This is a genomic window from Alteromonas genovensis (assembly GCF_010500895.1).
GTDB classification, from domain to species: domain Bacteria; phylum Pseudomonadota; class Gammaproteobacteria; order Enterobacterales; family Alteromonadaceae; genus Alteromonas; species Alteromonas genovensis.
In genome coordinates, this window is the sequence record NZ_JAAAWO010000003.1 from 208788 (window position 1) to 221927 (window position 13140).

Below are 13140 nucleotides of genomic sequence, written 5' to 3' on the forward strand. Positions count from 1 at the left end.
CCCTCATTAGGGTGTCGCAGCGTTTACATGTTATTAAAAACCGTTAGGCACGCTTAAGGAGTGATGCAGTGATCATACTTCATCGTTTAAAAACACATTTTCTAATCGCTGTATTAGCACTATTCTCACCCTGCCTATTTGCTAAAGCTATTCACGTAGAGGTAACTAAAGCCTCAGACGGAGGCTATGTGTTAACGCGGGCAGGTAAACATTATGTGGTTAAAGGTGCAGGTGCGGATGGCGCTGATTTAGAAGCCTTGAAAGCACATGGCGCTAACTCTGTTCGTACCTGGTCTATTGACGGTGGCGCTTATTCGGCTTTTGAACTTTTAGATAAAGCTCATGAATTAGGGATGACGGTGTCTTTAGGAATAGATTTTGCTCGGGAGCGCCACGGTTTCGATTACGATGACTCATCTGCAGTGGCAGCGCAATTAAAACGGGTGAAAGCAGAAGTGATGAAATATAAAGACCACCCTGCTCTACTCACATGGTTTATTGGTAACGAATTGAACTTCGATTTCACTAACCCGAAAGTTTACGACGCTGTAAACCAAACCGCAGAAATGATCAAAAGCTTAGATCCCCACCACCCCATTACCACAACGATGGCTGGCTTTGACAAAAAAGCCATGGATGCTATTACCCAGCGAGCAAAATCATTAGACTTCATTAGCTTTCAGCTTTATGCCGATGTTGTAAACCTACCAAAGTATATCAAGTCTTACGGCTACACAGGCCCTTATATGATCACCGAATGGGGCGCCGTAGGCCACTGGGAAGTGTACAAAACAAAATGGGGAGCTCCTGTAGAAACAACAAGCTCTGAAAAGGCCAGTAACTATGCCAAAAGCTATTTAAAAGCTATTCAGCCCCATGGGAAGCAAGTTATCGGCAACTATGTGTTTTTATGGGGTCAAAAACAAGAACGCACCAGCACCTGGTACGGCATGTTTTTAGACTCTGGCGAGCGCACAGAAGCTGTTGATGTAATGCAATATATATGGACAGGCAGGTGGCCAGAAAATCGAACACCCCGGGTTAGCCCTATTGGCTTAGATGGCAAGGTAGCCTTTGATAACGTGTATCTTTTTATGGGTGATAAGTACGAAGCAACTCTCAATGCAGTAGACCCAGATAAAGACCCACTAACCTTCAAGTGGGAAATAAGAAAGGAATCGACAGCAACTCAAGTAGGTGGCGATAAAGAGGAAGTCCCTGAGATTGTGGATGGATTAATTAAAGATACCTCTGCTCAAAAAATTGAATTTGAAGCACCGAAAACACCAGGGGCCTATCGGTTATACGCCTATGTGTATGATGGAAACGGTAACGCCGCACACGCGAATATTCCGTTTTTTGTGAAGTGAATTGCGTATCGAGCAACTCTCACAAACCAATAAGCATCTCAATGCCAAACAGTATTGCGCCAATTCCCCCTCCCACAATGGTGCCATTGATACGCACTTTTTGAAGGTCCCTACCTATATTTAACTCTACTTGCGCCGCCATGTCTTCCTCGTCCCAACTATTGATTGTGTCTCTAATGTGCCGGGTAAGAAACTCGGCTAACTCGGGCGCCATGTATTTTGCAGCCTCGCCAATATGCTGATTGAATGAATGGGATAATTGGCTATCGTTTCGCAAAGAAGCCCCTAAATCCTGTAGTAATCCTGCGACCTTTTGCTCTGCTTTACCCTCGTTTTCTTCCAGGGATTTTAGTAGCCACAGGTTAAACCGTTGCCACGAGTTGTGAAGATAGTTCTTTAACGCAGGGTCGTTAATAACCTTTTCTCTGAATCCGTTTACTTTTTGCTCCATATCAGCACTGTGCTGTAGGTCGTGTAAGAACTCATTAACCTGCTCGTCAAATGCATGCCTGATTGGATGATTTTCGTCTTGATAAATATCTTCTAAAATAGATGATACCGCCTTTACCGCTATTAACGCGCCCTGCTCGCTTATCCAACTAGAAGGTAAAATCTTCTCAAGTCTGCTGTATTCAGTTTTAAGCCATATCACTAGCGCATCGGCAATGTATTCTTGCGTATCTGGTTGACTGAGTAACCCCGCTAATTTACCGAGAAGTCTATCGAGCATGACTTGGTGTTGGCGCTCTTTGGTTACTGCTCCTAGAGAGGTAGCAATTAACTGGTTTAAATCGAGATTTTTCAGCCCTTTCTCTACCGTTTTAGCAATAAAGGCTTTTACCGGTTTATCGTCTAATACTCTTAACATTCCGCTTAGCGCATCACATAAAAAACGACTTAGTTTTTGCGCATTCTGTGGAGTTTCTAACCACCGACCAGCACCTTGCGCAGGGTTACTGTCGCTTATCAGTTTTTCAATTGCTTGAGGATTAAAAAACTTTTCCTTTACGAATTCAGAAAGGTTATTGGCAATAGCGTTTTTATTATTCGCCACTATGTTGGTGTGTGGAATTGGGTAAGATGAAGGTATAGGTTTGAACAAAGCAGTGACAGCAAACCAATCGGCTAGCCCGCCGACTAAAGCTGCTTCACTTGCCATTTTGATAAGCCCTAGCCACCAAGTATGAGCAATATCAGGCTGATACTTTTGGGTGAGAATAGTGATCACAAAAACACCCGCCGCAAACAGTAAACATGCCAATGCCTGACGCTTAGCTCTGTGTAGCTGATACTGCTTATCTTGCATGCAATTTCCTTTAAATAAAAATGCTAACCGTGCAGAAGGCCCAATGATTGAAGTAGCCTAAACGCACACTATCCTTTTCTCTGCTTTGACTTTCTTCCTACAAGCTATGCAAACTACAGACCTATTATCAGCAAACAAACCCTTAAAGCATATTTACTTGCTTAGCTGTTACACTATGTCGCTTTTTAAACGCTGCACAGCGCAACTCGGCCGCTTGCTTTATGCATACCTTATGTGAACGTTCTGTTTAGCTTTGCGCTTAAACCTTGGTTAAGCGCACATCTTCCGCTGCACACATCATCATCACAAATAGCGAAAAAAATCATTATTTAGCTTTTTCAGTGACTTAATAATCAAACCCACGAAAACATTGTACTACCTAGCAGCCCAAAATTTCATAAGCCCATGTTTATAAAGCTTTTTATGACTTGGCACATTACATGATAGCAACATACTACGAAGCAATAGCTAGCTAGTCTGCATACTGGCTAAATACCTGCTAAGCAACACGTAAGTCATAGTGAGAGAATAAAGACGCAATGCTGACATAATCATGTACTGCCATACGCCAACAGTTTTCTCGCTTTCAATATAAAATTATAGATTCTCAAAGGAACGAAAATGAAAAAGTCTTTTATCGCCGGTGCCATGATTGTAGTCAGTACAACGTTATTAAGCGGCTGTGTTATTCATGTGGGTAACGCTAGCGCTATGGATGGAAACGACGTGAGTACTATGCTTGGCAACGTTGATATAAAAAGCGGTAAGCATGCCGGTGATATTTCATCAATCAATGGTAACGTGGACATTGATGATCACGGCAGTGCTGAGGACATCAGCATAGTAAACGGCAATTTAGACATGCAAAGTCACGTAACTGCGACAAGAATTGACGTTGTAAACGGCGATATTTTCGCTGCATCTCATATCACTGTAACGCAAGATGTAGAAACGGTGAACGGCGACATATCCTTTGATTCTCATGGTGAAATAGGCGGGAATATAGAAACGGTAAATGGCGACATTCATATTACCGACGTAACAATCGAAAAAGACCTAGCTACTGTCAACGGCGACATTGACATTGAAGGCGACAGCGTTATTTTCGGCAACATCGTGTATAAAAGCAGCGACAGCAAGTGGATAGACGAGGATGACCACATGCCTACACTTAGCATAGGGGCTAATGTGACATTGCACGGCTCTGTAATATTAGAGCGACCAGTTGATCTCAAGATTGAAAATAAAGACATCAAAGGAAAGGTTATTGTAAGCTACGCCGACGCGAAATAATCGTTTACCGTACCTTTTACCGGATAGGCGCTGAATTTACATGACCGAACAAGAAAAAATGCTCGCAGGCGAGCTTTATTTCCCCTCAGATAAACACCTTACGGCACGTCGTAAAGACTGCCGTAAGCAATTAGATATACTCAATAGCACATGTCAGACTGAACATAAAAAGCGCACACAGTTACTTAAATCTCTGTTCGCCGAAACGGGAAAACGCCTGTACATCGAGTCTACGTTTAAATGTGACTATGGTGAAAACATTGTTGTAGGTGAGAACTTTTATGCCAATTTCAATTGCGTTATTTTAGACGCCGCCAAGGTCACCATTGGCGATAACTGCATGCTAGCGCCACAAGTTGGTTTATATACTGCAACACATCCAATAGACCCCGTGCAGCGTGCCACCGGCATTGAATTCGCAAAACCAATCACGCTTGGCGACAATTGCTGGGTAGGTGGAATGGCTGTAATAAACCCCGGTGTAACACTTGGTAATAATGTGGTGGTTGCATCGGGTGCTGTAGTAACCAAATCCTTTGGTGATAATGTGATCATTGGCGGAAATCCTGCCCGCGTTATTAGGCCGTGTTAACCGTTGGTGTGCGAATTTTTATCTGAATGGAAGGGGTTTAATCGCGGATCAGCCCTGTAAACCTAGAGGGCTATATCAGTTGCTTAAGATAGGTCACTTAGCGTAGCAATACCAACGGCGTTTTTGCCTTTGTGCTTGGCGCTGTATAAAGCCTCATCTGCGCTTGATAGCATTTGATTGGGCAAGTCGTTCAGGGTGAGCTGGTCAGGTGTAACGCTGACAATACCAAATGAACAAGACGCATTATAGGCAGCCTCACCTTCTCCAAACTGTGCGTTAGCCACATGCACACGAATACGTTCAACAATAGCAGGGGCGTGATTTTCGTCTTGCGTATCGGTAAATAGAATAACGAACTCATCGCCTCCTAGCCGTGCAATGCAATCAGACTGACGAATGTTATCCTTAATAATACTGGTTATTCGTGTCAGCAGGGCATCACCACTAGCATGACCATACTGATCGTTAATGGTTTTAAAATTGTCCACATCGAACACGCACACGGATAACCATTTGAGCTCTCCCCTTAGCATTAAATTTACGGCTTCGGTAAGGCGTATTTCTAGGTAACTGCGAGAGAATGCCTGGGTTAAATGATCGTACATTAAACGATCGCTTAGCAAGCGTCGCTCCTCATAAAGGTCATCTATATGCAGGACCAGCGCCCATGCAATGGTTGATGTCACTAGAAATGAACCAATCCAAGTAAGCGGTGGTAAATCAACAACCTGAACACCTGTTAGCATGTCGCACACGCCAGTAATCATCCAAATCGTATTGGCTAATAGCAATAGCAAAACGGTACTTGTATCGCTATCGTTTTGAGCATGTTCTTGTGTTTGCCGTTGTCTTTTGCGCTGTCGCAGAAACACTTTGAAAAGTATAAAAATACCATAAACCGCCAGCACTAAAATCCATATCCCCCAAAGCTCAAACAGTGGTCCAAACGCTAGGCCCGTGTAATAAGTGGATGTTGAATAAAAAGCATTGTCGAGAAATAGCGAACTCGGTATGACCGTGGCTACAGAGAAAGCTGCACAAACGCCATAACACCACTTTAAAGACGTGGGAGCCTCGTATTGGTAAAACGCCAAATAAAAGTGCAGGCTAAGTACCGCGGTAAACATAGCCGCAACCACAGTAATCCGATTTGAAATACTAAGGTAAGTGAGGTTATCACTTGAGTTGAGCATAACCGCAAATGCACCAAAGAAAATGCCGCTGACTAATGCCGCAATTGAGAAAATTAAGTAGTATTTGACCGACTCTTCATGACGAGAAATTAAACGGTGGTAAAGAAGTACAAAGAAAAAGCTTAGTAACAAGCAGGTGGTGGAGGTCACAAATAGGGGCAGTGATAATCCTTGAATCATATCTTTTTAAACTACCTCTGCGGCTGTCATCGCTCGCTATTCTCTAGGGCGTAAATTTTTATCATACCCTAACGTAATTGCAAATATATTTGTGTTAAAGCCGTAATCAGTGCACTGATAGATGCCACATAGACCGACATCACACAACAAAGGCAAGGCCCTGCCTTTGTTGAGTATAAAGCATGAATATTTAATTGCTCATCTGATTATATCCTCCTTTAGAACAAGGCATGGATTCGGGTGCTTAGTTGGAGGGATGAGTTAGGGGGTTAGATAACAGGGCTAAATTAGAGAGCTGAGTCTGAAGACTATATCTAAGGGCATATTAAAGGGCTAGCTCAGGGCGCTAGGCTTAGGCTGTATAGTTAGCGCTCCAAAAATGCTAAAAAGCCTCGCTCTGTGCGGCTTAAATATTTCGTTTTTCTCGGTAATGTTAATGACTTTCTCCATGCCTCCTGAGTTGCCCCATCTTCTTTACACAATGTAATTAACTCTGGGTGCACATAAGATTTACGCGCAATGGCTGGCGTGTTACCAAGTTGAGAAGACACCGTATCGAGCATGCTTTTAAGGGTAAGTTCGCCTGTTGCAAAAGCCAGTTCTTCAAATGCAATCACACTGGCTCGCCACGTTCTAAAGTGCTTGGCACTAAACGATTCACCCATGACCTCTTGAATGTATTGGTTAACTTCACCTGAGGTCACATTGGTGCGCTCTGAACCATCTATATATTGAAAAAGGTGCTGACCGGGCAAATCCTGCAGCTCTTTTATTACATGGCTAAGCACTCTGTCGGTGATATTGACTTCTCGCTCCTTTCCCGACTTAGCACGGTAGTTCAGCTGAATGGTTTTACCGGTAAGTTTTGCATGGCGAGCGCGAAGCGTTGTGGCACCGTAGCTTTTATTTTGCTTTACGTTGCGTTCGTTCCCAACTCTCAAGGCGCCCAAATCCATCAGCCTGACTACCGCAGCCAACGTGCGCTGAACATTAAGCTCGTCACCTTGTAAGTCAGATTCTAATTGCGCTCTAAGAAGCGGTAACTTATTACCAAAAACACCGCAGGCCTCATACTTTTTTGCCTCCTGCTGAGCTCTGAATTCCGGATGATAACGGTACTGCTTGCGCCCTTTACTATCAAACCCAGTCGCTAAAATATGGCCGTTTTCTTCAGGGCAGAACCACGCATTTTTATAGGCTGGCGGCAACGCTAAGCTATTTAGCCTATCAATAACATCTGCATCTTGTATGGATTTTCCGATAGGATCGAAATACTGCCATTGCTTGCCCTTTGGCTTTCGAGATATGCCGGGTAAATTATCGTCAACATAAATTAATTGCATTGTTTTTTATGAATCCTAGTTATTCTCACCGCGACTCTTACTGAGCGTTTTATTATCTGCTACATAATTAAAAGCCTACAAGATTTAAGCCATGTTCTGCTGCCGCTTATTTAGCGATTGTCGCATTCAGCTATTCGCTATTGTTACTCACTATACAAATAGCTCTCAGCCAAGCCTTAATACTCACTCAGAGGAATCCTTTGATAGTCGTTCATTTTCCCTTTCACGACGAGGTTATTATGAGTGAGAAGCGTCATATATCCTTGATGCGACGGAGATAATTCCGGAGTTCCCGTGTAATTTTTATAAGTCATTTGGAATATATTACAGCGGCCTTCGTTGATTTTGCGCTTTAAGCGAGTAAAAGCCTGCTGATAATAGAGGCGTGCTTTTTGCAGCGTTATTTTTAATCACCTTATAAGGGTTGCGACTACCGCGAAACACGGAAAACTCAGTAAAGGATTTATCCATGACAGATATCACATTTTCAGTTTACTTCGCCTTCTATTTGTATTTAGTACTTTTACTCGTGCAGTGGGGCGTTGCAACGATGAGCAAAGCGAAACAACCCCATGCAGTCCCAGGCAAAATAGATGACGATTTATCACACGATAGCTTTGTCTTTAGAGCGCATCGCACGTTTCACAATACACTTGAAAACAGTGCTTTATTTTTAGGTACTGTGCTATTCGCTTTTGTTATTAATTATCAAAGCCCAGTTTTTGCGCTTTGTGTATGGGTTTATGTTATCGCGAGAGTCATTCACACGGCACTTTACTATGCCATTGCCACCGAAAAGAACCCAAGCCCACGAAGCTACTTCTTTTTAATGGGTATTATTGCTAACGTGGTTATGTTGGTGTTGCTAGGAATGAGATTAGCGGTGTAGTAACAGCACCCCACCCGCCCTAGTTAAAACACTTCATTGAAGCCGTTTTGAAAGGACGATTATGCGCATTACACTTCTTTGCAACTTAGATATTGCTAGTAATTTGGCCGCAAATCGTCTTATCACGGCCCTACCCGAACATCATTTTAGTGTGCTAATGACTGCGCAGGTAGGCGGCAAAAACCATCGCCCTAAAGCGCTTGAGGCGTTGTCTTTCTACGAAAACACACTATTCACTGAAATTCTTTTTCCTGCGCTAATCTCTGGGCAAAAAGCTTCTGGCAAAGAAGTTTTTGTAAAAGAAACTTGTGACAAAAAAGGCGATGAGACACCGAGACTTCTCACATTCGGCGCCATGCAACAGCGTGGTATCGACATCCATCCCGTGTCAGAGATTAACGAAGGTAACGGCCTTTCTGTATTAGAGCGCTGCCAACCTGATTTAATATTGTCGGTGCGTTTTGGCCGTATTTTAAAAACCCCCGCCCTTGACGTGCCCAACCACGGAGTACTCAATCTGCACTCGGGATTATTGCCACAGTACCGCGGAATTATGGCAACATTTTGGGCGATGCTAAGGGACGAATCTCATATAGGGTGCACGTTACATCGCATACAAGATGGAGGTATTGATACGGGCGATATATTGTCTACCCATCCTATCAAAACTGACTACAACCTGTCCTATTTTGACAATATGCTTGCCATTTACCCTGCAGGCTTAGATGCCATGATCGCCGCGACAAAACGCATAGCAGACAGCGTGGCGCTAGTTTCGATACCGCAAAACGACACACAAGCCAATTATTATGGCCTACCAGACCCAGCCTCTATCTCATTATTTGAGCAGAAAGGTCATCGTTGGGTTATTCACAGTAACTTAATCAGCTTGGCGCAACGATTCTTTCCCCAATAACGTGTAAAATACGTTTTTTTCTGCAGTAGAATTTGAAATAGTGCGTCGGTTCACCTTCTACGCTGCGTGTTATCGATGACAATTAATGACAAGGAACATGTGTGGATAGGACTTTACTCAATAGGCTCAGTATCCTTTTTAGCCTACCTGTTATGATGGTATTGCTTGCGCTTTTAACAAGTGCGGCAAGTGAAGAAAGTGCAGCAGCCGATACCACCACAAGTGCTGATTCAGTGAAGTTTTCGCAAAAGCTAGACATTCAGCTGCGTTATGACAATCGCTCGAATAGACCCAGTCGAGAGCAATATCGCTTTCGTTATTACCCTTCCGTTTCGCTATCAAATACGTGGTCGCTGCATAGCTTTGTTGTAACTGGTGACGGATTTTCTTCAAGCCACAATACCATTGGCAGTAGCAACACCAATTACCTCTATGCTAGGCGACTTTATGCCCGTCATGAAAGTCAGTACGGAAAGACAGAGTTTGGAATAATACCTACGTACAAAGGCCGAGTTTCTTCTACAGGGCTATCGAAAGATGGGTGGATAACTGGCTTTCGACACGTTCGTTCTCTTCACAATAATAGCGCTATAGAAGTTGTTGTAGGGCACCTTGTCAATGAACAAGCAAACCATGCGTTAGACATTGGCAAAGGAAACAGCAATGACAACTACTTTGAAGTTGAATACTCAGCACGAATGGGTCAACGGCACAGCTATGAAGCCAGCATAGAGCGAATGCTACGTGGTGATTTCCTGCGCGCTGAATATCGCTTTAACTATTCCAGTGACAACACGTTGTTTTTTGAAAACGTGCAGCGCATTGATGCATCAGCAAATAAATTTGTTGCCGGTATGAGTGGCGAATTCTCTGGAGAACGTGTGAGCCTGCCCTACCCCATCGAGTACTTCGCTTACTACTCTTATGTGGACGATGGTTTTGGCGAACGCGTAGAGCTTACTGAAGACTTTTTAGGCACCGGGCACGGTGGCTCTGTGGAATTTAGCAGTGTGTTGTCTAGACAACACAATACCGACTGGTTTGTGAGGGTAGACACTGTCGGAGGCGTTACTCGCTTACTGGCAGGAGTAAAACTGTCTCTTAACCGATGAGGGTTAACCATCAAAATATAGTCAATTGTTTTTGAAAATTTAATGGCTTGGAAGCATTAGAGGTTTGGAAAAATTAGCAGGCTTAATTATTTTGCTTACTGAATTTTCTCACTCTCTTTGCAAAAGCGAGGGCGAGAGCAGGTAGCTACAGACAATAGCGAACGAAAGCAGAGAAAAAAGTAGCGAAAGGCAGAATCTGTTACGTGCTCTGTCCAATCGCTACTCTTTATTTTGCGTTGTCTTTTTGTAACTAACGGTTTGTTCGTCTACCTATTCAGTATTTTACTGTTTTAATCCCATTTGGGAGCAAAGTCAGGATCGACAATCCGCTCGCCATTATCCAGTTCGTCAATTGCCTCTAACTCTTCATCAGATAGCTGTACTCCACCATAGGCTAGGTTTTCTGCCAGATGTGTTTTGCTGGTTGATGAAGGTATTGCATATATATGGCGTTTCTCCATCCACGATAAAACCACCTGAGCGGCCGACGCATCATATTTCTTAGCAATCGCTGTGAGCGTATCATCGTGCATCACCTTGCCCACCGCAAATGGCATGTAGGCGGTTACCTTAATGTCCCTTTCTCTGCATGCTTGTGCTACTGCGCGGTTTTGCATAAAAGGATGCACTTCTATTTGGTTGGTATAGATTTCACCTTTACCTAAGATTTTCTCTGCTTGGTCAAGCTGATCTATCGTAAAGTTAGATACGCCAATATGTCGAGCCAACCCGAGTTCTTTCGCTTGTTTTAAACGATTTAAGTAACTCTCAAGGGTTATATCATCACCAGGATACGGCCAATGTATAAGAAGTAAATCTACATATTCGAGTTTTAGCTTTTCTAAACTTTCATGGACGCTTGCCATGAATTGGTCTTCACCTAATGATTCATACCAAACTTTGGTAGTAACGAAAAAGTCGGCGCGCTTTAACCCACTGGTTTGAATAGCATCGCCTACCTCAGATTCATTACCGTAAAACTGTGCAGTATCGATATGGCGAAACCCTACTTCGAGTGCGTCGCTCACTGCTTGCCTTGCCTGCTCGGCTTCTAAACGAAATGTTCCCATTCCCAACTGTGGCATGTCTTTCATCTTTCCTCCTTGTCATTTTGAAACAACTTGTACGCTATTTCCTACGGGTGTTTGCAACAGTGGATCGCTATTTTTTGTCGATATTGATTGGGTGATGAAAATGTGTTCAGTAAAAACCACTGCAATCGTTGTTATATCAAGAGAATAAATTTGTCTGATTTTCGGGATACTTTTGTGACATTTCCCCCTCAGTATTGCTAAGACATGAGCGCCTACTTGCAAGAACTTGTTCACAAGAGCTTTTTGATAACTGAGGAAATACCCATGAAACAACTAAGCAAACTTACTACCGCAGCATTATTAGCTTTTACAGCCCAACACAGTGTTGCTGCCGATTTAACAATAGAAATTCAAAACTTAACTCACGGCTTGTATTTCACCCCCATTGCAGCAGTAGCACACTCTGCAGATGCCAGCCTTTTTGAGGTGGGTGAAACGGCGAGTACCGAGTTACAGATGATGGCAGAAGGTGGGAGCTTACAAGGTATAGCAACCATCGGCGACGCCATTGGAGCGGATGTTATCGCCAATCCAGCGGGCGGATTGTTAGCCCCAACCATGACAGCATCAGCGGATATTACGACAGCTGACAGCAACGTTGTGTTATCTGTCGTTGCTATGGTGCTTCCATCTAACGACGGCTTTATTGGGTTAGACAACTGGCACATTCCAACAGAAGCGGGCACTTACACCGTTTATCTCAATGCCTATGATGCAGGCACAGAGGCCAACGACGAATTGCGCGGTAGTGGCTCATTAGGAGAAGCAGGAATGCCTGTTCCACCGCCGTTAGAAGACATGTTAGGCACTGGCGGAACCGGCGTTGCCGGAGCAGACATTAACCAAACTGTTCATATACACAGAGGAAACATTGGCGATGATTCGTTAACTGAAGGCGCAAGCGACGTAAACAATGCCGTTCATCGCTGGTTAAACCCTGTAGCGAAAGTCACCGTAACGGTGCGATAAGGAGCAGGATATGACCAACGTATTTCAAGACAACACTAAGCACTATAAAAAAGCGTTTGTATTGCTTCTACCTTTTTTACTTGTCGCCTGTGACGATGACGACACTAGGGAAGTGATTGTTGAAGTGGAGGTACCGGCAGAAATTCCACCGCCAGTACCCGTAAGCTACGACGTTACTGTAACCAATTTAACCAATGCACAGCCCTTGTCTCCACCCGCTGTTATATTACATGGTGACGATACCCTTTGGCAGATTGGTGACGTCGCCTCTGTTGAGCTAGAGCGCATAGCCGAAGGTGGTGACGCTACAGACTTTCTTAACCAAGGTGTAGCAAGCGCAGGGGGCACTGGCCCTATACCGCCTGGCGATTCGCAAACGATAAGTGTGACGATAAATGACGTTACAGATGCAAACCTGACTATTGCCACTATGTTAGTGAATTCCAACGATGCGTTTACCGGAATGAGTAACTGGAACTTATCCAGCCTTGAGGTTGGCGAAACCTACATTACTTCTCGCCCTGCTTATGACTCTGGTACAGAATCGAATTCAGAAAGTGCTGCAACAATGCCTGGCCCCGCGGCTAACGGAGAAGGGTTTAATGCCCAGCGGAATGACACCGGCTATATTTCGATGCATCCGGGGATAGTGAGCGGTGACGACGGACTGCCCCAGTCTGCGCTGTCTTCACAGCACAAGTTCGACAACCCAGTTATCCGCATTCACATTACCCGAACTGAGTAAAATGAATGTGTTCCAAGGGGCAATTGGCACTAGCGTTTGATAAAAACGTTACCCAATGCCCCTGACACAAACCGACTCACCAAATAAAAGCGTTAATCGGATGAAAGATTAACGCCTTTTCATCGTTCTACTTATTTT

12 protein-coding genes are annotated in these 13140 nt (G+C 43.9%); 8 read left to right on the plus strand and 4 right to left on the minus strand.

The window, feature by feature from the left end:
- The first annotated feature begins 68 nt into the window (after positions 1-68).
- Complete coding sequence (locus tag GTQ48_RS05980) at positions 69-1370, plus strand: glycoside hydrolase family 2 TIM barrel-domain containing protein (RefSeq protein ID WP_163105621.1); 1302 nt, start codon at positions 69-71, stop codon at positions 1368-1370.
- 19 nt (positions 1371-1389) lie between these two features.
- Here GTQ48_RS05980 and GTQ48_RS05985 read toward each other — a convergent pair whose 3' ends face one another.
- Positions 1390-2676: a DUF445 domain-containing protein gene (locus tag GTQ48_RS05985; RefSeq protein WP_163105622.1), complete on the minus strand. Its 1287-nt coding sequence runs from the start codon at positions 2674-2676 to the stop codon at positions 1390-1392.
- A gap of 621 nt (positions 2677-3297) precedes the next feature.
- Here GTQ48_RS05985 and GTQ48_RS05990 point away from each other — a divergent pair.
- Positions 3298-3969 carry a DUF4097 family beta strand repeat-containing protein gene (locus GTQ48_RS05990; protein ID WP_163105623.1) on the plus strand — a complete coding sequence of 224 codons (672 nt, stop codon included), beginning with the start codon at positions 3298-3300 and terminating at the stop codon, positions 3967-3969.
- A 40-nt stretch (positions 3970-4009) separates the two neighbouring features.
- Positions 4010-4561, plus strand: coding sequence for a sugar O-acetyltransferase (locus GTQ48_RS05995; RefSeq protein WP_163105624.1), 552 nt, complete (start codon positions 4010-4012; stop codon positions 4559-4561).
- 83 nt (positions 4562-4644) lie between these two features.
- On the opposite strand, the gene GTQ48_RS06000 is transcribed toward GTQ48_RS05995, so the two are convergent.
- Both GTQ48_RS06000 and GTQ48_RS06005 read right to left on the minus strand, forming a co-directional pair.
- Complete coding sequence (locus tag GTQ48_RS06000) at positions 4645-5934, minus strand: GGDEF domain-containing protein (protein WP_163105625.1); 1290 nt, start codon at positions 5932-5934, stop codon at positions 4645-4647.
- A gap of 365 nt (positions 5935-6299) precedes the next feature.
- Positions 6300-7277: a DNA topoisomerase IB gene (locus tag GTQ48_RS06005; protein ID WP_163105626.1), complete on the minus strand. Its 978-nt coding sequence runs from the start codon at positions 7275-7277 to the stop codon at positions 6300-6302.
- Positions 7278-7746: 469 nt separating this feature from the next.
- On the opposite strand from GTQ48_RS06005, the gene GTQ48_RS06010 reads away from it, so the two are divergent.
- From GTQ48_RS06010 to GTQ48_RS06020, 3 genes are all read left to right on the plus strand, one after another.
- Positions 7747-8166, plus strand: a complete 420-nt coding sequence (locus tag GTQ48_RS06010; protein ID WP_163105627.1) for an MAPEG family protein — start codon at positions 7747-7749, stop codon at positions 8164-8166.
- Positions 8167-8227: 61 nt separating this feature from the next.
- A complete protein-coding gene (locus GTQ48_RS06015; RefSeq protein WP_163105628.1) occupies positions 8228-9082 on the plus strand; it encodes a formyl transferase in 855 nt (284 codons plus the stop codon).
- Between the two features lie 101 nt (positions 9083-9183).
- On the plus strand, positions 9184-10194 hold the full coding sequence (locus GTQ48_RS06020; RefSeq protein ID WP_163105629.1) for a hypothetical protein: 1011 nt from the start codon (positions 9184-9186) through the stop codon (positions 10192-10194).
- 290 nt (positions 10195-10484) lie between these two features.
- Here the strand turns inward: GTQ48_RS06020 and dkgB are convergent, their stop codons facing one another.
- On the minus strand, positions 10485-11288 hold the full coding sequence (gene dkgB / locus GTQ48_RS06025) for a 2,5-didehydrogluconate reductase DkgB (RefSeq protein ID WP_163105630.1): 804 nt from the start codon (positions 11286-11288) through the stop codon (positions 10485-10487).
- A gap of 264 nt (positions 11289-11552) precedes the next feature.
- Between dkgB and GTQ48_RS06030 the strand changes: the two genes are divergently transcribed.
- Complete coding sequence (locus GTQ48_RS06030; protein ID WP_163105631.1) at positions 11553-12257, plus strand: spondin domain-containing protein; 705 nt, start codon at positions 11553-11555, stop codon at positions 12255-12257.
- Between the two features lie 10 nt (positions 12258-12267).
- A complete protein-coding gene (locus GTQ48_RS06035; RefSeq protein WP_163105632.1) occupies positions 12268-13002 on the plus strand; it encodes a spondin domain-containing protein in 735 nt (244 codons plus the stop codon).
- The last annotated feature ends 138 nt before the right edge of the window (positions 13003-13140 follow it).

Excerpts from the sequence above, each read along its gene's own strand:
- GTQ48_RS06030 (WP_163105631.1), top strand. The coding sequence starts at position 11,553 with ATGAAACAACTAAGCAAACTTACTACCGCAGCATTATTAGCTTTTACA.
- GTQ48_RS05990 (WP_163105623.1), top strand. The coding sequence starts at position 3,298 with ATGAAAAAGTCTTTTATCGCCGGTGCCATGATTGTAGTCAGTACAACG.
- GTQ48_RS06035 (WP_163105632.1), top strand. The coding sequence starts at position 12,268 with ATGACCAACGTATTTCAAGACAACACTAAGCACTATAAAAAAGCGTTT.
- GTQ48_RS06000 (WP_163105625.1), bottom strand. The coding sequence starts at position 5,934 with ATGATTCAAGGATTATCACTGCCCCTATTTGTGACCTCCACCACCTGC.
- GTQ48_RS06005 (WP_163105626.1), bottom strand. The coding sequence starts at position 7,277 with ATGCAATTAATTTATGTTGACGATAATTTACCCGGCATATCTCGAAAG.
- dkgB (WP_163105630.1), bottom strand. The coding sequence starts at position 11,288 with ATGAAAGACATGCCACAGTTGGGAATGGGAACATTTCGTTTAGAAGCC.
- GTQ48_RS05985 (WP_163105622.1), bottom strand. The coding sequence starts at position 2,676 with ATGCAAGATAAGCAGTATCAGCTACACAGAGCTAAGCGTCAGGCATTG.
- GTQ48_RS05995 (WP_163105624.1), top strand. The coding sequence starts at position 4,010 with ATGACCGAACAAGAAAAAATGCTCGCAGGCGAGCTTTATTTCCCCTCA.
- GTQ48_RS06015 (WP_163105628.1), top strand. The coding sequence starts at position 8,228 with ATGCGCATTACACTTCTTTGCAACTTAGATATTGCTAGTAATTTGGCC.
- GTQ48_RS06010 (WP_163105627.1), top strand. The coding sequence starts at position 7,747 with ATGACAGATATCACATTTTCAGTTTACTTCGCCTTCTATTTGTATTTA.